The sequence below is a fragment of the Pseudomonas sp. PKS genome (genome assembly GCF_051913525.1).
In the GTDB taxonomy this organism is placed as follows: Bacteria; Pseudomonadota; Gammaproteobacteria; order Pseudomonadales; family Pseudomonadaceae; genus Aquipseudomonas; species Aquipseudomonas guariconensis_D.
The window spans coordinates 39667-58476 of sequence record NZ_JBEGDO010000011.1 but is presented as its reverse complement, the minus strand read 5'-3'; the positions used below and the strand labels follow the sequence as shown (position 1 = coordinate 58476).

Sequence of the window (18810 nt, the reverse complement as noted above, 5' to 3'; positions counted from 1 at the left end):
CCCGTTCGCTTGGCCTTCGTCGCAAGCCTGTTGCTGTCGCTGGTTGCCCTGCTGGGGAGCAGTGCTTTGAGTCGCGATGCGGCGTACTACCTGGACATTGCCCGTCAGGTGAATGAGGACGGGCTCCAGGCTGGGTGGCGGGTTTTCGACTGGCCGTGGTTCACGTTCCTGTTGGCAGGTACCCATGGCATTACCCATTTGCCATTGGAATGGTGTGCCAATCTTTGGTGTGCGTTGTTCATGGCGGGCACTTGTGCGTTGCTGGTGGATTGCGTGCGTCAGCGCGTACCTGCTGCGGCTGGCTGGGCCTGCCTGCTGGTGCTTGCCATGCCCGCGATCAACCAGTTCCGTGACGACATCATTCGTGAGTACGGCTTCTGGTTTTTCTGCGTCCTGGCCTTGTGGTTGACCATGCGTTGGCAGGTGCGAGGTGGTTGGGTGCTGGCTGCGGGCATGCATCTGGCGGTCGGCATGGCTGCGCTCTTTCGCCTCGAGGCGCTTATGTTGGTGGCGGCGTTGGGCGCGTGGCAACTGGTGGAGTTGTATACCCGGCGCAACGTGAAGCGTTTTGCTCAATTTGTGGCCCTGCCTGTGCTAGCCGTGGTTGTGGGGCTGCTGATCATTCTGGAGAAGGGTGGACTGTCGTTGACGCGGGTGGACTACTATCTCGGGTTGATCAATCCGCAGAAGGTCTTTATCGCATTCCGGCAGTTGGCGGAGCAGTTCGGCAACAGCCTGACCCTCAAGTATTCGCGTGACGAGGCGGGGCGGATTATCTTCTTCGGCTTGCTCGCTTCGCTGCTGATCAAGTTTGTCGCATTGATGGGGCCATTTTCCCTTCCCTTCCTCCATCGCAGCACTTGGCAGGCGGTGCGTACCTACTTGCGCGAATACCAGCCGTTTGCCTGGGCTGGGCTGCTGTACCTGATCGTCCTGATGCTGTTCTACATCAAGCTGCAGTTCATGAACTCTCGCTACCTGAGCTTCCTGAACGTGCTGGCGTTGCCGCTGCTGGCGATTGGCGCGATGCTTTTTGCCCAGCGCTTTGCGCGGTTGGCCAAGGTGCTGGCGGTGATCGGGTTGCTGGTGATGCTGGCCAACGTCATTTCCACGGGGGCGGGCAAGGGGCAGTTGGTCGATTCGGGTCGCTGGATCGCCGAACACATTGATCCGAAGGCTTCCCTTTATTACGAAGACAGCCGGATTGGCTATTACGCGGGGCGAGGTTACCGGGAGGTGTTGCCGCGCGACCAGGCCATCGATGATGCCCATGTCGGCAACTACAGTTATTTTGCGCTGGAAGCCCGAGCCGATGAGCCATGGTTGGTGGCGTGGCTAGACAAGCATCAGTTGCGTGTGCTGGCGAGCTTCTCGAACCGGAAGAAGGCGACGGTCTTGGTAATCGGCCGCTAGGGCCTAGCTGAGCATCTGCCGAAAATTGTCCAACAGGCGCGGGCGGGGGCCGGACGGGCCCTGCTCCAGCTCCTGGCGGTAGCCTTCCAGGAAGGTGTGGCCAGCATCCGTGCCAAGCAGCCACTGGTGGTCCTGTCGATAGCGCAGCATGTGATGGAAGTTGCGCTCGCGTTGGCTGTCGCGTAGGGGGTGGCGTTGGCGTTGCAGGTCGGCGATGTCGATCAGGCCCAATTGGTTGTCTGGGGTCAGTACCACGTTACCCAGGTGCAGTGAGCGAAAATAGATGCCGACCTCATGCAGGTGTGCCACGAAGTGTCCCAGTTGGGTTCTGAGTGCTTGCCCCTGGTCCTGGTCATCCGCCAACTGACGCAGGGTATCGCCTGGTAGTGGCAGATAGTGGACAGCATCACGCTGGATGCTGGGAATCCGGTAGAGCCCAATGACCTCGGGGCTGGGGATTCCCAGGGCGTTTAATGCGCGTGCGTTGCGTGCGAAGCGCCAAGCATAGGGAAACAACAGCGCGGAACTGAGCAGGCGCTTGCGTCGGAACAGCTTGAGCATTCGCCCGTCACGCAAGCGCAGCACCTTGTCGCCGGAGCCGTCGGCCTCCAGCACCTGGGCGCCCTCGCGTAGTGCCAGGTAGGTGGTATGATCCATTGCTTGCATGCGTCATCTCCGATCAAGAAGCCGGCTATCTTAGCCGACTTGTCGCAGACTCGCTCCTGGTCGCTTCCCCTTGGGGAAAAAGTCGCTGTGTTATCATTTCTTCCTTATTTATCTTGTGCGGATTCCCATGAGTAATCCTGAACCTCGTCCTCAGTCCACGCTGGCGATCTATTTCCGCCTGCTGTCGTATGTGCGGCCCTATATCGGGTTGTTCTTGGTGAGCATTGTCGGCTTCCTGATCTTTGCCTCAACCCAGCCGATGCTGGCCTATATTCTCAAATACTTCGTCGATGGCCTGGCAAACCCAGAGGCCACGCTGTTCCCCGGTAATCCGTACCTGGGCGAGTTGCGGCTGCTGCAAGCCGTACCGCTGATGATCGTTGCGATCGCAGCCTGGCAAGGGGTCGGCTCGTATCTGGGCAACTATTTCCTGGCCAGGGTTTCTCTCGGGCTGGTGCATGACTTGCGGATCGTACTGTTCAACAAGCTGCTGGATCTGCCGAATCAGTATTTCGACAAGCACAACTCCGGTCATCTGATTTCCCGCATCACCTTCAACGTGACCATGGTCACCGGGGCCGCCACCGATGCGATCAAGGTGGTAATCCGCGAGGGCATGACCGTGGTCTTCCTGTTCTGCACGCTCTTGTGGATGAACTGGAAGCTCACCTTGGTCATGGTCGCTATCCTGCCAATCATCGCGTTGATGGTGAACAGCACCAGCCGCAAGTTCCGCAAGCAGAGCAAGAAGATTCAGGTGTCCATGGGGGACGTCACTCATGTGGCCTCCGAGACCATACAGGGTTATCGCGTGGTACGTAGCTTCGGTGGCGAGGCTTACGAAAAGGCCCGTTTCGAATCGGCCAGCCAGAGCAATACTGAAAAGCAGCTGTCGATGACCAAGACCGGCGCGGTCTATACCCCGGCCCTGCAATTGGTGACTTACAGCGCCATGGCGGTAGTGATGTTTCTGGTCCTGCTGCTGCGGGGCGAAGCCTCGGCGGGCGACTTGGTCGCCTACATCACCATGGCGGGTCTGTTGCCCAAACCGATTCGCCAGCTTTCGGAAGTGAGCTCCACCATTCAGCGCGGCGTGGCCGGTGCCGAGAGCATCTTCGAGCAGCTAGACGAGCCGGCTGAAGTGGACGAGGGCCGGATCGAGCGTGAGCGTGTGCAGGGGCGTCTCGAAGTGCGCAACCTGAGCTTCCAATACCCCGGCTCCGACAAGCAGGTGCTTGATGACATCAGCTTTGTGGTGGAGCCAGGGCAGATGGTGGCCTTGGTGGGGCGTTCGGGGAGTGGCAAGTCGACCCTGGCAGGACTGATTCCACGCTTCTACCAGCACGTCCACGGCCAAATCTTGCTCGATGACACCGAAGTGCAGGCGTTTACCCTGAGTAACTTGCGGCGTCACATCGCCTTGGTCACCCAGCAGGTGAACCTGTTCAACGATACCGTGGCCAACAATATTGCCTACGGGGAGCTGGCAGGGGCACCACTGGAAGAGATTCGCAAGGCGGCCTCCGAGGCGTATGCCGACGAATTCATCCGCAAGATGCCCGAGGGCTACGACACGCTGGTGGGTGAAAACGGCGTTCTGTTGTCTGGCGGCCAGCGTCAGCGCATGGCCATTGCCCGTGCGCTGCTCAAGGATGCGCCATTGCTGATTCTCGACGAGGCCACATCGGCCTTGGACACTGAGTCGGAACGGCACATCCAGGCGGCTCTGGACAACGTGGCGCAGAACCGCACGACACTGGTGATCGCCCACCGCCTGTCGACCATCGAGAAGGCTGACCAGATCCTGGTCATGGAAGATGGCCGTATCGTCGAGCGAGGGACGCACTTGGAGTTGCTGGCGCGAAACGGTCATTACGCCCGCTTGCATGCCCGCGAGTTCGAAGAGGGCGACGAGGACAAACCGACAAAAGCGGTCGACGCATGTTGAGTGCGCTGCGCTGGTGGCGTGAACGGGGCTGGAGCGAAATCGACCAAGTGGCGTATGCCACGGCCTGGCAGCAGCATGGCGGCAGTTTCGCCACGCATCCAGAGGTAGTGGCTCGGTTGTCGGCGTTTCTCGGTTTGCCGGTTCGCTATCTCGGGTGGCTGGTCGACGGTCAGGTACAGGCTGCAATTCCCTGCTGGGGGCGGCATCTGGCGCTGGCCAAGGAAGTGCTCAAGCGTGAGGGCAAGCGCGACCTGCTAGATTTGGGCAATGCGGAGATCATCCTGCCGGTGGCCGCGTCAGTGCAGGTGCCGGTGCGCCAGCGTATGCGTTATGTTTCCGAGCTTAACGCCGGGCGCATAACCACCTTGCGCGAGCAGCCTGAAGGCTTGGCGCTGGCCCGTGAACCAGAGGACTATTCGAAGAAGTTTCGCTACAACCAGCGTCGCGAACTGCGTCTGCTCGAAGAAGCCGGTGGGGCGATGCGCCCGATCTGCGAGTTCACGCCCGCCCAGCAGGCGGCCATGTACACCGACCTGTTCGAGCGCCGTTGGGGCTTTGAAGTCCCTGGCAAACGAGGGTTGGTTGAGGTATTCACGCTGTTGCGCGAGTTCATGACCGGCTCGGTGGCGATGCTGGAAGATACGCCGGTGGCGATACAAGTGTTGTACCGAGTTGAGGCGCCGCAGTGGGTTTCGCTGGAGTACATCAATGGAGGGGTCGACCCGCAAAGTCGTGCGTTCAGCCCCGGTAGTGTGCTCAGTTTCGTCAATACCCAGCAAGCCTGGGAAGAGGCGAGGGCATTGGGTAAGCCATTGCGCTACTCGTTTGGACGGGCCGACCGCGAATACAAGGATCGCTGGTGCCGCAGGGTGCCGGTCTACCAGGTTTGAACCATGAGCGCGCGTAAACAATTGCTGTTGAAGTCCCATCGGCGCAACAAGCGCATGATGTTGCTGGGGGCGTCGGTGCTGCTCGCGGTGGTGGGGATTGGCGTTGCCTGGTGGCTTGTGCCATTGCTCCTGCTGTTGGGATGGGTGGCTCACGAAGCGTGGTTTGCCGACCATCTGTTCTACCGCGGTAGCGACGACTATCACTATCAGTTTCCAGGCGAGGCTGTTTCCCAGCCGGTGACACTGGAAAACGACCGGGTGCGCCTTTCGGCCGAGCTGGCCGAGGGCGAGACGCTGGTCTTGGCGCTGCATTTGCGCCATCGCTGGCTCGGTCGTTGGTTAGACCCCTTCGTCGAAGTGGGCGATGACCGGCAGGACTTCGAGCGCGGCGTCGCCGGCCTGCGTTACCTGAACCTTTCTGGGCAGCGCGAGCAGCTGGCGCGGGGCGAACTGAGATTGCGTGGGCGTCGTTGCCGGCTGGCCAGCAGCGGCACGCTGCATGTCATGAGCAATCCAGACTACACCCGTCAGCGCACCCTGATTCTGGCGCCTCATGCTGACGATGCCGAACTCGCGGCATTCGGTTTCTACCGTCGCAGTCCTGAGGTCAGCATCGTCACCCTGACCCAGGGCGAGATCGAAGCGCAGGCATTCCAGCGCCTTGGCCTGAGCATGGCCGACGCCGCACGACTTAAGGGCCGTTTGCGCAGTTGGGACAGCCTCGCCATACCGTTGTGGGGGGGGGTGAAAGCCAGCCACTGCGTGCAGTTGGGTTATTACTGTCTGCAACTCCCAGCCATGGCCAAGGAGCCGGGCAAGGGGTTTGGCTCGCGTGAGTCGGGCGAGAGCGATATCCGCAGTGTGCGTCGGTACAACCCGTTTCAATTGCCCGCGGATGCTGACGGCTTGCCTAGCTGGAACAACCTGATCGCTGACCTGGTGGCTCTGCTTGAACACTATCGGCCCGAGGTGATCATCACGCCTCATCCCGAGCTGGACCCTCACGCCGATCATGTGGCGACTACCCAGGCGGTCTTCGAAGCTATTGCGCTGAGCCGCAGCAAGCCGGATATCGCGCTGTTGTACGCCAATCATCTACACGACAATGACCGTTGGCCCATGGGCCCGGCGGGCATGGGTATTCCTTTGCCACCGGCGATCGAGGCATTGCCGGCAGATCGCCTGTGGAGTCCGTCGTTGGAGCCTGCCGTGCAGCTGGACAAGGCCATGGCCTTGGGGATGCAGCATGATCTACGAGGGCCGCTCTCGTTGAAGCGGCGCATGCGCCGGGCCATTCAGCGTTTGCTCAGTGCTCGCCGCTGGCCGGTCACCGGTGAGGACGAGTTCTTCCGCAAAGCGGTGAGACGACACGAGCTTTTCTGGGTACGCCGTATCGTCAAGTGAAGACGTGGTGCTATCAACCCTATGCTAATATCCCGCCCCTGTTCATTCTGTTTATTGGGTTGCCCATGAAGTTGTCCATGCCGCGTTTCGATCAAGCTCCGGTCCTGGTGGTCGGTGATGTCATGCTCGACCGTTACTGGCATGGCGGTACCTCACGGATCTCTCCTGAAGCGCCGGTACCGGTGGTCAAGGTCGAGCAGATCGAGGATCGCCCCGGCGGTGCGGCCAACGTCGCACTGAACATCGCCGCACTCGGCGCGCCCGCTTCGCTGGTCGGCGTCACCGGGCAGGACGAAGCTGCCGACAGCTTGGCCAACAGCCTGCAGGCCGCGGGTGTACGTTCGGTCTTCCAGCGCATTGCCCACCAGCCAACCATCGTCAAGCTGCGGGTCATGAGCCGTCACCAACAGCTGCTGCGCATCGATTTCGAAGAACCGTTCGCCACCGACCCGCTGTCGCTGGGCGAAGAAGTTGATGACCTGCTCGAGGGTATCAAGGTGCTGGTCCTGTCCGACTACGGCAAGGGAGCACTTAAGAACCACCAAAGCCTGATCCAGGCGGCCCGTGCCAAGGGCATTCCGGTTCTGGCCGACCCCAAGGGCAAGGACTTTTCCATCTACCGCGGCGCCAGCCTGATCACGCCGAACCTCAGCGAGTTCGAGACCATCGTTGGCCGTTGCGCTGATGAGGCCGAACTGGTCGCCAAGGGCCTACAGCTGCTCCAGGACCTGGAGCTGGGGGCGCTGCTGGTGACCCGTGGCGAGCATGGCATGACGCTGCTGCGTACCGGTCACCCGGCCCTGCACCTGCCTGCTCGGGCCCGCGAGGTGTTCGATGTCACTGGTGCTGGCGATACAGTGATCTCCACCTTGGCCGCTGCCATCGCTGCGGGCGAGGATCTGCCTCACGCCGTCGCCCTGGCCAACCTGGCGGCTGGTATTGTGGTCGGCAAGCTGGGTACCGCGGCCATTAGCGCCCCGGAGTTGCGTCGGGCTATCCAGCGTGAAGAAGGTTCCGAGCGCGGCGTGCTGACCCTCGAGCAGTTGCTGCTGGCCATCGACGACGCCCGTGCACACAACGAGAAGATCGTCTTCACCAATGGATGTTTCGACATCCTCCATGCCGGCCATGTGACCTACCTTGAACAGGCCCGTGCCCAAGGCGACCGCCTGATCGTCGCGGTCAATGATGACGCTTCGGTGAGTCGCCTCAAGGGGCCGGGCCGACCGATCAATAGTGTCGATCGGCGCATGGCCGTGCTCGCTGGCCTGGGGGCGGTTGACTGGGTCATCAGCTTCCCAGAGGGCACGCCGGAAAACCTGCTTAGTCAGGTCAAGCCCGACGTGCTGGTAAAAGGGGGAGACTATGGTATCGACCAGGTGGTTGGCGCAGATATCGTCAAGGCCTATGGCGGCACCGTGAAGGTGCTGGGGCTCGTGGAAAACAGCTCGACCACCGCCATCGTCGAGAAAATTCGCAACAAGGAATGATGCATGGTCGAACCGTTGTATTTGCGATTGCGCGATATCGCTTACAAGAACCGGCGCACGATCCAAGCCGGCAATCGCTTTGAACTTCCCTTGAGTGCCCAGCGTTTGATGAAAAAAACCACCATCAAACTGAGGGGGGAAAACAATCGGCTGGTCCTGGGCGAGGGGGCCGAGGTCAGCCATTGTGAGATTCGCCTCGACGGAAAGGACAACCTGATCGAAATCGGCCCACGCGTGCGCATTAGTTCCGGCAAGATTTACCTGCGTCATACGACCGGACAGCATATTCGCATCGGTGCGGATACGACGATTGAAGATGCCTACCTGCTGGTGGACGAATCGGCGAGCATCGAGATTGGCAACGACTGCATGTTGTCCACCGATATCTTGATCCGCACGGGTGACAAGCATTCGATCATCGATGTGGCAACCGACCAGCGGGTCAATCATTCACGTGACATACGCATTGCTGATCGGGTATGGATTGGCCGTGGTGTTCAGATTCTCAAGGGCACCGTCCTGCAGCGCGAAAGTGTGGTAGGTACGTGTTCGCTGGTGACCAAGGCATTCGACGAAGGCAACTGTGTGATCGCCGGGGTGCCGGCGAAGATCGTGAAACGTGGTATCCGTTGGGATCGCCAACTTATTTAAAAAAAGAAAAAACTGTCTGTCGGCTTAATATTTATCTGTTAACGCCTTCTTACTGCCGTTGCGTCGACGGCGATACAAAACCGCGCCCACAGTTTATCAATCTGTGGGCGCGGTTTTGTATCGCCAGCAGTGCCGGTCACTGAAAGGCATCGACCGATGGGCATTAATGCTGTGTTTAGAGTGCTGGGGAGAGTACTGAGTGAGTGCAGCGACAAGCGCGGTGGCGCAAGAGTTTCGGCAAGATATCAATGGATTGCGCGCTTGGGCGGTCATGGCCGTGGTGCTGTACCATTTTGGCGTCAGCGGCATCAATGGCGGCTTTGCCGGTGTTGACGTGTTCTTCGTCATTTCCGGTTACTTGATGTGCGGGATCATCTTTACAGGTATATCGCGGGATGACTTTTCGGTCTGGCGTTTCTACCTGGCGCGTGCCCGGCGTATTTTCCCGGCGTTGGTCGTACTGTGCATCGTTGCGCTGATCGCTGGCTGGTTCTTCCTCATGCCAGAAGAATACAAAATACTGGGCAGGCATGTCCGGGAAAGCCTGACGTTCGGGTCCAACCTGCGTTACCTCAATGAATCTGGCTACTTCGATGTTGCGTCCCAGGAGAAGTGGCTGTTGCATACGTGGTCGCTGTCGGTGGAGTGGCAGTTCTACTTGATCCTGCCGTTGGTGCTGATGCTGTTGGGCAAATGGATGCCTGGACGACAGGCGATCACGATCGCGCTGGGGCTGCTGTTTGCCGCTTCGCTGGGCCTTTGTGTGTGGCGTTCGGCGGTGGCGCCGAGTGAGGCGTTCTATCTGCTCCAGACCCGGGCCTGGGAAATGCTGGCTGGGGCGCTGGTTTTCATGGCGGGGCAGCGTCCAGGGTCAGACCTATTGCGTCGGGCCTTGGAGTTGCTCGGTTTTGGCCTGATCATCGCGACCATCGTGCTGTTCGACAAGCACAGTGTCTGGCCAAGCTGGCGCGCCATCCTGCCCGTGGCAGGGAGTGCCTTGGTCTTGTTGGCCGCACGGGAGCGTTCGATGTGGACTGCCAATCGTCCTGCGCAATGGTTGGGGACCCGCTCCTATTCGATCTATCTCTGGCACTGGCCGTTGGTGGTTGCGCTGGCCTACCTGGAAAAGCTCGATCAACCCCTTTGGGTCGCGATGGCCATCGTGATGTCGTTGTTGCTGGGGCATGCCTCCTACAACCTGGTGGAGACCCCCGCTCGACGCCGCTTGAGCCAGTTTTCTGCAAAACGGGCAGGAACCGTCCTGGTCGTGACGTTGATCCTGGTGGCCGCGATGGCTCAGCATGTCCGTCGTACTGGCATTCCTGCGCGTCTGCCAGAAAGCGTGGCGATGGTTGAGGCGGAGCGTGAGAACCATAACCCACGCCTAGAGGAATGCCTGGATCCCGATAAGCATTGTGTCTACGGCGAGGAGCCTGTGCGGGCCATTCTGATCGGCGATAGCCATGCCGATGCCGTGGTCACGGCGCTGGAGGCGGCGTTACCGAGCCAGAAGGGCGGTGTGTTGTTCCGTGGCGGCAGCGGTTGTCTGTTCGCGTTCGGCATGCGCAGTACCAATGACAAACCTTACTGCGAAAAGCTGAACAAAGACATCGAGCAAGAGTACTTGCGTTACCCGGCGGGCGTGCCGATTGTCGTCGTCGGGCGTACTTCCGAATACATCCGTGGCGGTCAACCAAGCACAGACAAGCCGAGCTTCGACTTTGGCGATTCATTTTCCTCCTTTGATGAGGCGTTTTTGGCCCAGTTTCGCGCGCGCTATGTGGATACCATGTGCCGCCTCGCCAAGGATCGACCGCTCTATCTCTTGCGCCCGCTACCGGAAATGGCCGTCAGCGTGCCAACTCGCATGGGACGTGGGATTCTGCTAGGCCATCCCCGTGAGATCAGCCTGACACTCGACGCTTACAAGAAGCGTCATGCGTTCATCTGGGCGTTGCAGGATGAAGTGGTCGAAAAATGCGCGGCCCACCTGTTGGATCCGCTGCCTTACCTGTGCGCGGATGGCGTGTGCCATAGTGCCGAAAAGGGGCGCCCGCTCTATCGCGATGCCGACCATCTCAGTGAGTTTGGTAATCGGATGTTGATCCCCATGTTCAGTCAGGTGTTCCAGCACTGATCGGATAGCCGCCTTGCCAAGGGCACGATAATGTCGTGCTCATGGCTGGGAGCGCAGGGACAGCCAGTCTTTCCAACGGATGCGCTCGTCCCGGACAAGCCAGCCATCCTGTGCGGCGAAGCTTTCTGCGAGCCACAAGCCGCGCGTGCTGACGGGGCGAAGTTGGCCTTGGGCGAGGGTGAACAGCTCGGCGCTCGGTTGGCCTTGGTCAAGCGGTAGCAGGAACAGGCCTGGGCTACGGCGGTCGAGACGGGTAATCAATTGGCCGTCGTGCAGTTGCTCATCGACATGCTGCAGGCTGAGTTGGCGGGCCTCCCTGGGGACTTCAAGGCGCAGGTCATAGACCAGTTGCAATGATGCGGTTGGCAGGTGCACGTAGGCGTGCGGCCGCTCTAGCAGCATTAAGCTGGCGTAATGCACTGGCCGTGCGGCGCCCGATAGAGGGCAGAGATTGAAGTGCAGGTTGGGCCGATAGTTCAGGCTGTCCTGATAGGGCGTCGGTAGCCATGTGTCGGCATAACGTCCCTGCAGCCACCCTTCCGGCGTCTCCAGCAAGCACTCCTCGGCAACCTCCTGCAAGGCCGTATGGAGTGGCAGATTGAGCTCCTGGGCGGGGACATAACCGGAAATGAGCTTGAGCACCACATCGCCGCGATCCTGACGGCGCTGGCGCACCAGCACCCAGTAGTCGCGATGCTGCCAATGCAATGTCAGGCGCACCGATACCCCGAGGTTGGCCAGTTCGGCCACGAAGCGCTCCGGGTTGCCCAGCTGGATGGCTTTGCGTCGCTGCTGCACTTGGGAGAAGTTCAGCGGCATGCCGATCGGCTTGTAGGTCAGGCCGTCGGGTGTGGCTTCGACATGCAGCGGCAAGGTCTTGAAGTTGCTCGGGTTCTTGCGGATCAGCGTTCGCGGCACGAGGCTCCTCCTTGCGTTGGGCGCCCGTCTGGGCGATTCAAGGCCGTCCCAGGATTCGGGCGACGGTGGCCACGTTATGGGCCAGGTGCAACGGGTTGATAGTGCCGACGATAGCACTGCTCACCCCAGGGTGGGAGAACAGCAGCTCGAAGCTGGCCTGCACTGGATCGACCCCGGGCGCTAGGCAAATGTGCCCGCTGGCCAAGGCCTTTTTCACCAGGATGGCCTTGCCGTGTTCGGCAGCGTAGTCCAGCACCGGGCGTTCCGCCTGCTCGTTGAGGTTGTAGGTGACCATGGCACAGTCGCCTTGCTCCAGCGCCTTGAGTCCGCCGGCCACGGTCTTGCCGGACAGGCCATAGCCGAGGATCTTGCCCTCCTGCTTGAGCTCGGCGAGGGCCTGGTAGACGCCTTGCTGTTCGAGGATTGCCAGGTCGTTGCCGTCCGAATGCACCAGCACCAGCTCGATGCGGTCGGTCTCCAGACGACGCAGGCTGCGCTCCACCGACAGGCGTGTATGGGCGGCGCTGAAGTCGAATCGGGACTGGCCGTCCTCGAACTCCTCGCCCACTTTGCTGACGATCACCCACTCATCGCGCTGGCCGCGCAACAGCGGGCCCAGGCGTTCTTCGCTGCGGCCATAGGCAGGGGCGGTGTCGATGAGGTTGATGCCCAGCTCACGCGCCTGGGCCAGCAGCAGCCGGGCCTCGTCATCGCCTGGAATGGTGAAACCGGTGGGATACTTGACGCCCTGGTCCCGGCCAAGCTTGACGGTGCCCAGGCCCAGGGGCGAGACCTTAAGGCCGGTGCTGCCCAGCGGGCGATGGAAGTCGTGCAGGGTTGGCAGGCTCATGGCAGCAGTTGCTCCCAGGCAGGCACGCCAACCGGTGGGCGGGGCACGTCGACCAGGTTCGGTTGGGCGGTGGGGCGGATGCCGTCCCGGTCCAGGCTCGCCAAGACGCGATCAGCGAAATCCGGAGCCAGGGCCAGCTTCGTCGGCCAGCCCACCAGCAGGCGCTGTTGGTCGGCCAGGAAGGCGTTGTCCGGGCGTACCAGGCCTGATTGCGCAGGTTCTGCGCGGTCGACACGCAGGGTGGCCCAGCGTACTGGGTTCTGGTCGACCCACGGCAACAGGCTGGCGATTTCCTTTTGTGCCGCGGCGATCTGCGCCGCAGGCTCGCGGGCGACCCCCTCGGCCTCGGCCAGATCCCCACCCAGGTACCAGACCCACTGGCCGTCCGCAGCTGGGTGGGTGGTGACGGTCACCCGAGGCTTGGGGCCGCCGCCCAGGCAGTGGGCGTAGAGCGGTTTGAGGTTCGGCCCCTTGGCCATGACCATGTGCAGTGGTCGGCGTTGCATGGCGGGTTGGCTCAGGCCCAGGGCCTGCAGCAGCGCCTCGGTGCCCGCGCCGGCGCTGAGGACGATGCGTTGGGCACGGATCTCACGGTCATCGACACGCAAGCCGACGAGCTCCTCGCCTTCTTTCAGGGGTTCGATGCGCTCACCGGCCAATAGGCTGTCGCCGGCCAGTTCGGCCAGGTTGGCGAGCAGGCTGGGCACATCGATGACCAGTTCGGCCAGGCGATAGACCTTGCCCTTGAAGGCGCGATCCTGCAGGGCAGGGGGTAATTGATCGCCCTTGACCTGATCGACCCGGCCCCGCACGGCCTTGCTGGCGAAGAAGCTGGTGAGGTTGCCGGCCAGGGTGCCGGGAGACCACAGGTAATGGGCTTCGGAGAGAATGCGGGTCTTGCCGAGGTCGAGTTCGCCGTTGCCGGCCAATGCTTCGCGCCAGCGGCGAGGCATGTCGGCGATGGCCTCCGATGCACCGGTCAGGGCGCCGTGTAGGGCGTACTTGGTACCGCCGTGGATGATGCCCTGGGACTTGATGGTCTGCTCGCCGCCGAGGCTGGCGCGCTCGACCAGTACGGTCGAGTACCCCAGGCGCTGCAGCCGGGCGTTGAGCCAGAGGCCTGCGACCCCGGCGCCGACGATCAGCACGTCAGTGGAAATGGCAGATGGCATGCGGGCACCTCTAGAACTGGGACAGTTGCCCAGTATACAGGCTGTGGCGCGATGCTTGTCCGGGGAGAGGTGCAGACCGTGTTGTCGCGTTCGCGGGTAAACCCGCTCCCATCGTTACAGCGGTGCTATTGAGAGCGCCGAGGAATCGGAGAGAGCAGGTTTGCCTGCTGAAGAGGACACCACAGCGCAAGACACTTGCCGCCCTTGGGCGTGCAAGAAATGCGCTGTCGTTCAGTGTCCCGCGGTCTTGGAGAACAGCTGGATCACCACCACGCCGCCGACGATCATGGCCATGCCCAGCATGGCCGGGAAGTCCAGCTTCTGCCCATAGATCACCAGCGCCACCGCGCTGATCAGCACGATGCCCAGGCCCGACCAGATGGCGTAGGCGATACCCACCGGAATGCTGCGTACCACCAGCGTCAGCATCCAGAACGCCACGGCGTAACCGCACACCATCAGCAGCAGTGGCAGCGGTGTGCTCAAGCCCTTCACTGCTTTCATGGAAGCGGTGGCGATGACTTCTGCGCAGATGGCGATGGTCAGGTAGGTATATGCGTTCATGGTGCGAGTCTCCGTTGCCAGGCCTCGCATTCTAGGCCTTGGTGAAATGCGGTAAAGTCATTACCTATCTAACTTGGAGATAGGTCGAATGGCTGAGCAGTGGAGTCTGGATCAGTTGCGTCTGTTCCTGCGGGTGGCCGAGTTGCGCTCGTTTTCTGCTGTCGCACGGGAGCAGCGCAAGGCGCAGTCAGCCATCAGCAATGCAATCGCGCTGTTGGAGGCAGACCTGGGCGTAACTTTGTTCGAGCGCAGCAGCGGCCGCCAGCCACGCTTGACCGAGAGCGGCGCAGCCCTGCTCGAGGATGCCCGCGAGTTGCTACGCCAGTGCGAGCGTCTGGACGGCCGGGCCTTGGCATTGATGCGGGGGCAGGAAGCACTGCTGCGGGTAGCCAATGACGAAGCCATGCCCTACCAGCCGGTGATCGACAGCTTGGACGAGCTGTCTACCCGCTTTCCGTTCCTCGAGGTGCAACTGGCCAGCGGCGCCCAGGGGGATGTGGCGCGCAAGCTGGTCGAGCGGCGCGCGGACCTGGGGTTGTTCTTCCATCACGAGCAGATTCCCGCCTCGCTGGAGCGTCGGGCGCTGGGCAGCGTCGAGATGGTCACGGTCTGCGCCGTAGGGCATCCGCTGGCCGGCGAGCAACGGGTCAGTCGTCAGCAACTGGCGCGTCATCGGCAATTGCTGATCACGCCCCAGCAAAGCGGTTATCCTGGTGGCGAGGCGATCAGTCCGCAGGTATGGCGCGCCGACAGCTTCTATTCCATGGCCGAGCTGCTAATGCGTGGCCTGGGCTGGGCCTGGCTGCCGCGGCATGTGGTGCAGTATCCGACCTACCAGACGCACATGGTCGAACTGGACAGCGAGTGGCGCCCGCCGGCGCTGGTGGTCGAATTGGCGTGGCGCCGCGACCAACCGCTGGGGCCGGCGGCGCAATGGTTGGCCGAGCGCTTCGCCGTGCACCTGCGGGCGATTGGCTGAGGGCTGCCGCTCGCAGGCCTTTTCCTGCAGTTCCTAGTACACTGCCTCGCCATGAACAGAACCCTCTATACCTTGCTGTTTCACCTGGGCCTGCCGCTGGTCGCGCTGCGCCTGTACCTGCGCGCCCGCAAGGCTCCGGCCTACGGCCAGCGCATCGCCGAGCGCTTTGCCTGCAAGCTTGCGCCCATGCGCCAGGGGGGCATCTGGGTGCATGCGGTGTCGGTGGGCGAGAGCATCGCCGCGGCGCCGATGATTCGCGCCCTGCTCAAGGCCTACCCGGACTTGCCCATCACCCTGACCTGCATGACGCCGACCGGGTCGGAGCGGATCCGTGCGATGTTCGCCGACGAGCCGCGCATCCAGCATTGCTACCTGCCATACGATCTGCCCTGGGCCGCCGGGCGTTTCCTCGATCATGTACGGCCACGGCTAGGGATCATCATGGAAACCGAGCTGTGGCCAAACCACATTCACCAATGCACCAAGCGCGGTATCCCGGTGGCCTTGGCCAATGCGCGGCTGTCCGAGCGTTCGGCGCGCGGCTACGCGCGCTTTGCCGGGCTGACCGGGCCGATGCTCGCCGAGATGAACCTGATCGCCGTGCAGACCGAGGTCGAGGCCGAGCGTTTCCGCAGCTTGGGCGCGCGACCCGAGTGCGTGCAGGTGACCGGCTCGATCAAGTTCGACCTGACGATCGATGAGCAACTGCAACCGCGCGCCAGGGCGCTGCGCGAGCAGTGGGGCGCCGAGCACCGCCCGGTGTGGATCGCCGCCAGTACCCATGAGGGGGAGGACGCGCTGATTCTGGAGGCCCATCGGCAGTTGTTGCAGGTTCATGGCGATGCGCTGCTGATTCTGGTACCGCGTCATCCGGAGCGCTTCGATGCGGTGTACGCCTTGTGCCGCGACCAGTTCGCCACGGTGCGGCGCTCCTTGGGGACGCCGGTAACCGGTCAGACCACGGTGCTACTGGGCGACACCATGGGCGAATTGCTGTTCCTCTACGCACTGGCCGACATCGCCTTCGTCGGCGGAAGCCTGGTGGCCACCGGCGGGCACAACCCGCTGGAGCCTGCTGCGCTGGCCTTGCCGGTGATCATGGGGCCGCATGTGTTCAACTTCCTCGAAATCAGCGCCATGTTGCGTGAGGCCGGTGCCTTGCAGCAGGTGGACGATGCCGAGGGGCTGGCTGGCGCTGTACGCCGCTTGATCGAGCTGCCACAGGATGCCCGGCGCATGGGGCAGGCGGGCAAGGCCGTGATGCAAGCCAATCAAGGGGCGCTGGATCGGCTTGTGCAGGCATTGGCCAAATGGCTTTGAGGACGCCAGAGGTGGCAAACAGATAGTCCATTTGCGCTGTGCGTGCTGCTTACGCTCCTGTCCAGAACGCCAACAGGCGTCTCGGAGACTTGAGGAGAAGACGCATGTACAGCAAGACACTCACCGCGTTCGGCCTGATGACCGCCTTGTCGACACAGGCCTCGATTGGTGAGCCGAATTACCCGAAGTTCTTCGAGCCGTGGGCCAGCGTGAGCGTGACCCACCAAGATCCCAAGGCCAGCATCCAGCACACCGGGGCATATTTCATCGACGCCCTGAGAGGGCCGCACTTCACCATCAATAGCAACGCCGGTCGGTCGACGGATGACGGCGATCAGGGCCGGCTGGAGATGGTGCCGAAGGTACTGGGAAAGCATAGCTTCGTTGAGGAAGTCCTCGTGGTCTCGGGCGGGCAGGCGTGCAATTTCAGCATCATGTACGACCTGCGGCGTGTCAGACTCCACGCCGGGTCCATCGGCAAGGCACACGCCGATTGCAGGTCTTTCCTGCATGTCGATGGCGATCACAATGCCATCCGCTTTTTCATGAAGTGACGTGCATCGACAGCACGCGCCTGCTTCCTCACGAGCCGCAGGGCAGGCTGCCCGTGAAGAGCCGGTAGCGCGCGGCGTCAGGGGCGCCGCTCGAAGTTCTTTGCCGCCGCCGCTGCCAGGTCGGGTGGGAGGAAGTCCTTGTCTGGGTTGTAGTCGGCTTTCAGATAGCGGCCCAAGTCCTGCAGGTCTTGCGGGCTGAGCGTCCCGGCGGCTTGCTTGAGGCGCAGGTTGTCGAGAATGTAGTCGTAACGGCTGTTGTTGTAGTCGCGCACCGAGGTGTACAGCTGGCGCTGGGCATCGAGTACGTCGACGATGTTGCGGGTGCCGACCTGATAGCCGATCTCGGTAGCCTCCAGGGCGCTCTGGTTGGAAATGATCGATTGCTTGCGCGCCTGTACCTGTTCCACGTCAGTGTTTACCGCGCGGTGCAGGTTGCGGGTGTTCTCCACCACCTGACGACGCAGGCTTTCGCGCTGCTGTTCGCTCTGGCTCAGGCGCTGGTAGGCCTCGCGAACCTGGGAACTGGTCAGCCCGCCGCTGTAGATCGGGATGTTCAACTGAAGGCCGATGCTGGTCTGCTCCACGTCGCCACTGTAGCGCCCGATCGGCGAGGGGTTGGTGAACCCGAGACTGTCGTTGTCGCCTTTTTGGTATTTGGCCACAGCATCGAGCGTCGGGGCGTGGCCGGCCTTGCGCTGGCGCAGGGTTTCCTCGGCGGCGGTCACGGCATGATTGGTGGCAAGCAGGTTGAGGTTCTGCCGCGCCGCGGTGTCGACCCATGCCTTGGCGTCGTTGGGAGTCGGCACCTGCACCGGCAGGGTATGGACTACGCCCTGGATCGAGCTGTATTCGCGGTTGGTCAGGGTCACCAGAGCCTCGAAGGCATCCTGTACCTGGCGCTCGGCGATGATCCGGTTGGCCCGGGCGGTGTCGTAACTGGCCTGGGACTGCAGCACGTCGGTCTTGTCCGAAAGGCCGACGTCGAAGCGCTCGTTGGACTGGTCAAGCTGGCGCTTGAAAGCCGCTTCCTCTGCTTTGGTCGAGGCCAGGTTGTCCTGGGCGCGCAGTACCGCGAAGTAGTTTTCGGCGGTTTGCAGGATCAGGTTCTGTTCGGTGGCCGACAGCTCAAGGGCCGCCTGTTCGTTGACGGCTTCGGCCGCCTGCAACTGGAACCAACGGTCGGCACGGAAGATCGGTTGCGCCAGGGTGGCGCTCCAGGAATTGCCGCTGCGGTTGGAGGTGATGGACGGCTCGTCGATCTTGGTGCGGGTGTTGAGCATCTCGGCACCGGCCGACAGGTTCGGCAGCAGTCCGGCCCGGGCCTGGGGGACCACTTCACGGCGGGCGCCGTAGTCGGCGCGGGCGGCGGCCAGGTCGGCGTTGTTGTCGACCGCCTCCTGGTAGACGCTGACCAGGTCGGTTTTCACCGTCGTGGGCATATCCGCTGCCCAGACCACTCCGTTGGACGCACAAGACACGGCTATCGCCAGTGAGAGTTTGCGCAGCATAGGCAATCCTTGAAATGAATTTCTGAACTGTTGAGTATCGAACGATGGGCCAGTGTAGTGCCGGGCGCACCTGGCAACAATCGCCTGATGTGCCTTTCATCATTCGCCAATCTACACGCTTGGCTTTGCCGACCACTTGAGTCTAGACTGCGCATGTTCTTGTCGGGGTGCCTTGAATCGAAGGCTGAGATCGGATAGTTCCGGATCCCGTTGAACCTGATCAGGTTAGCGCCTGCGTAGGGAACAAGATTGCTCGCTTTCCCGGCGAGATCTTGTGCCAGGTCCGGGATTGTCGAAGCTCAAGCTCAAGGCATTTCTCGCATCCGGCACCACACCGTCCTAGGTG

16 protein-coding genes and 1 riboswitch are annotated in these 18810 nt (G+C 61.9%); of the genes, 10 read left to right on the top strand and 6 right to left on the bottom strand.

What is annotated here, in order from left to right; all coding sequences use genetic code 11:
• The first annotated feature begins 30 nt into the window (after positions 1-30).
• Positions 31-1413 (top strand): hypothetical protein, encoded by a 1383-nt coding sequence (locus tag ABOA88_RS13445; RefSeq protein ID WP_367851624.1) that lies wholly within the window; start codon positions 31-33, stop codon positions 1411-1413.
• Between the two features lie 3 nt (positions 1414-1416).
• Here the strand turns inward: ABOA88_RS13445 and ABOA88_RS13440 are convergent, their stop codons facing one another.
• Positions 1417-2079: a toluene tolerance protein gene (locus ABOA88_RS13440; RefSeq protein ID WP_196169311.1), complete on the bottom strand. Its 663-nt coding sequence runs from the start codon at positions 2077-2079 to the stop codon at positions 1417-1419.
• Positions 2080-2206: 127 nt separating this feature from the next.
• Here ABOA88_RS13440 and msbA point away from each other — a divergent pair, with 127 nt between their 5' ends.
• The 6 genes from msbA to ABOA88_RS13410 all read left to right on the top strand — a co-directional run bounded on the left by msbA (position 2207) and on the right by ABOA88_RS13410 (position 10599).
• Complete coding sequence (gene msbA, locus ABOA88_RS13435; RefSeq protein WP_196169310.1) at positions 2207-4027, top strand: lipid A export permease/ATP-binding protein MsbA; 1821 nt, start codon at positions 2207-2209, stop codon at positions 4025-4027.
• Complete coding sequence (locus ABOA88_RS13430; protein ID WP_196169309.1) at positions 4021-4917, top strand: GNAT family N-acetyltransferase; 897 nt, start codon at positions 4021-4023, stop codon at positions 4915-4917. Before msbA ends, ABOA88_RS13430 begins: the two co-directional genes overlap by 7 nt.
• 3 nt (positions 4918-4920) lie before the next feature.
• Positions 4921-6321, top strand: coding sequence for a PIG-L deacetylase family protein (locus ABOA88_RS13425; RefSeq protein WP_367851625.1), 1401 nt, complete (start codon positions 4921-4923; stop codon positions 6319-6321).
• 65 nt (positions 6322-6386) lie between these two features.
• Entirely contained in the window at positions 6387-7811 is a 1425-nt protein-coding gene (gene hldE, locus ABOA88_RS13420) for a bifunctional D-glycero-beta-D-manno-heptose-7-phosphate kinase/D-glycero-beta-D-manno-heptose 1-phosphate adenylyltransferase HldE (protein ID WP_196169307.1), read from the top strand.
• A 3-nt stretch (positions 7812-7814) separates the two neighbouring features.
• The gene (locus ABOA88_RS13415; RefSeq protein ID WP_196169306.1) at positions 7815-8462 is read left to right on the top strand and encodes an acyltransferase; all 648 of its coding nucleotides are present in this window, start codon (positions 7815-7817) and stop codon (positions 8460-8462) included.
• Between the two features lie 199 nt (positions 8463-8661).
• Positions 8662-10599 carry an acyltransferase family protein gene (locus ABOA88_RS13410; RefSeq protein WP_440127979.1) on the top strand — a complete coding sequence of 646 codons (1938 nt, stop codon included), beginning with the start codon at positions 8662-8664 and terminating at the stop codon, positions 10597-10599.
• 39 nt (positions 10600-10638) lie between these two features.
• On the opposite strand, the gene ABOA88_RS13405 is transcribed toward ABOA88_RS13410, so the two are convergent.
• The 4 genes from ABOA88_RS13405 to ABOA88_RS13390 form a co-directional block, all read right to left on the bottom strand.
• Positions 10639-11517, bottom strand: a complete 879-nt coding sequence (locus ABOA88_RS13405; RefSeq protein WP_437437093.1) for a metal ABC transporter ATPase — start codon at positions 11515-11517, stop codon at positions 10639-10641.
• 37 nt (positions 11518-11554) lie between these two features.
• Positions 11555-12367: an aldo/keto reductase gene (locus ABOA88_RS13400; RefSeq protein WP_196169305.1), complete on the bottom strand. Its 813-nt coding sequence runs from the start codon at positions 12365-12367 to the stop codon at positions 11555-11557.
• Positions 12364-13539, bottom strand: a complete 1176-nt coding sequence (locus ABOA88_RS13395; RefSeq protein ID WP_367851627.1) for an NAD(P)/FAD-dependent oxidoreductase — start codon at positions 13537-13539, stop codon at positions 12364-12366. Before ABOA88_RS13395 ends, ABOA88_RS13400 begins: the two co-directional genes overlap by 4 nt.
• A gap of 231 nt (positions 13540-13770) precedes the next feature.
• Entirely contained in the window at positions 13771-14103 is a 333-nt protein-coding gene (locus ABOA88_RS13390) for a DMT family transporter (RefSeq protein ID WP_043207325.1), read from the bottom strand.
• An 88-nt stretch (positions 14104-14191) separates the two neighbouring features.
• On the opposite strand from ABOA88_RS13390, the gene ABOA88_RS13385 reads away from it, so the two are divergent.
• The 3 genes from ABOA88_RS13385 (at position 14192) to ABOA88_RS13375 (ending at position 16956) form a co-directional block, all read left to right on the top strand.
• Positions 14192-15082, top strand: coding sequence for a LysR family transcriptional regulator (locus tag ABOA88_RS13385; RefSeq protein WP_196169303.1), 891 nt, complete (start codon positions 14192-14194; stop codon positions 15080-15082).
• Positions 15083-15133: 51 nt separating this feature from the next.
• Positions 15134-16402 carry a lipid IV(A) 3-deoxy-D-manno-octulosonic acid transferase gene (gene waaA, locus ABOA88_RS13380; protein WP_367851628.1) on the top strand — a complete coding sequence of 423 codons (1269 nt, stop codon included), beginning with the start codon at positions 15134-15136 and terminating at the stop codon, positions 16400-16402.
• A 104-nt stretch (positions 16403-16506) separates the two neighbouring features.
• Complete coding sequence (locus tag ABOA88_RS13375) at positions 16507-16956, top strand: hypothetical protein (protein ID WP_196169301.1); 450 nt, start codon at positions 16507-16509, stop codon at positions 16954-16956.
• Positions 16957-17033: 77 nt separating this feature from the next.
• Here ABOA88_RS13375 and ABOA88_RS13370 read toward each other — a convergent pair whose 3' ends face one another.
• Complete coding sequence (locus ABOA88_RS13370; RefSeq protein ID WP_196169300.1) at positions 17034-18464, bottom strand: TolC family outer membrane protein; 1431 nt, start codon at positions 18462-18464, stop codon at positions 17034-17036.
• 153 nt (positions 18465-18617) lie between these two features.
• A riboswitch (TPP riboswitch) is annotated at positions 18618-18724 on the top strand.
• Positions 18725-18810 lie beyond the last annotated feature (86 nt).

Bases quoted from the DNA above. Each gene is read 5' to 3' on its own strand.
- ABOA88_RS13440 (WP_196169311.1), bottom strand. From the start codon at position 2,079: ATGCAAGCAATGGATCATACCACCTACCTGGCACTACGCGAGGGCGCC.
- msbA (WP_196169310.1), top strand. From the start codon at position 2,207: ATGAGTAATCCTGAACCTCGTCCTCAGTCCACGCTGGCGATCTATTTC.
- ABOA88_RS13430 (WP_196169309.1), top strand. From the start codon at position 4,021: ATGTTGAGTGCGCTGCGCTGGTGGCGTGAACGGGGCTGGAGCGAAATC.
- ABOA88_RS13425 (WP_367851625.1), top strand. From the start codon at position 4,921: ATGAGCGCGCGTAAACAATTGCTGTTGAAGTCCCATCGGCGCAACAAG.
- hldE (WP_196169307.1), top strand. From the start codon at position 6,387: ATGAAGTTGTCCATGCCGCGTTTCGATCAAGCTCCGGTCCTGGTGGTC.
- ABOA88_RS13415 (WP_196169306.1), top strand. From the start codon at position 7,815: ATGGTCGAACCGTTGTATTTGCGATTGCGCGATATCGCTTACAAGAAC.
- ABOA88_RS13400 (WP_196169305.1), bottom strand. From the start codon at position 12,367: ATGAGCCTGCCAACCCTGCACGACTTCCATCGCCCGCTGGGCAGCACC.
- ABOA88_RS13395 (WP_367851627.1), bottom strand. From the start codon at position 13,539: ATGCCATCTGCCATTTCCACTGACGTGCTGATCGTCGGCGCCGGGGTC.
- ABOA88_RS13390 (WP_043207325.1), bottom strand. From the start codon at position 14,103: ATGAACGCATATACCTACCTGACCATCGCCATCTGCGCAGAAGTCATC.
- ABOA88_RS13385 (WP_196169303.1), top strand. From the start codon at position 14,192: ATGGCTGAGCAGTGGAGTCTGGATCAGTTGCGTCTGTTCCTGCGGGTG.
- waaA (WP_367851628.1), top strand. From the start codon at position 15,134: ATGAACAGAACCCTCTATACCTTGCTGTTTCACCTGGGCCTGCCGCTG.
- ABOA88_RS13375 (WP_196169301.1), top strand. From the start codon at position 16,507: ATGTACAGCAAGACACTCACCGCGTTCGGCCTGATGACCGCCTTGTCG.
- ABOA88_RS13370 (WP_196169300.1), bottom strand. From the start codon at position 18,464: ATGCTGCGCAAACTCTCACTGGCGATAGCCGTGTCTTGTGCGTCCAAC.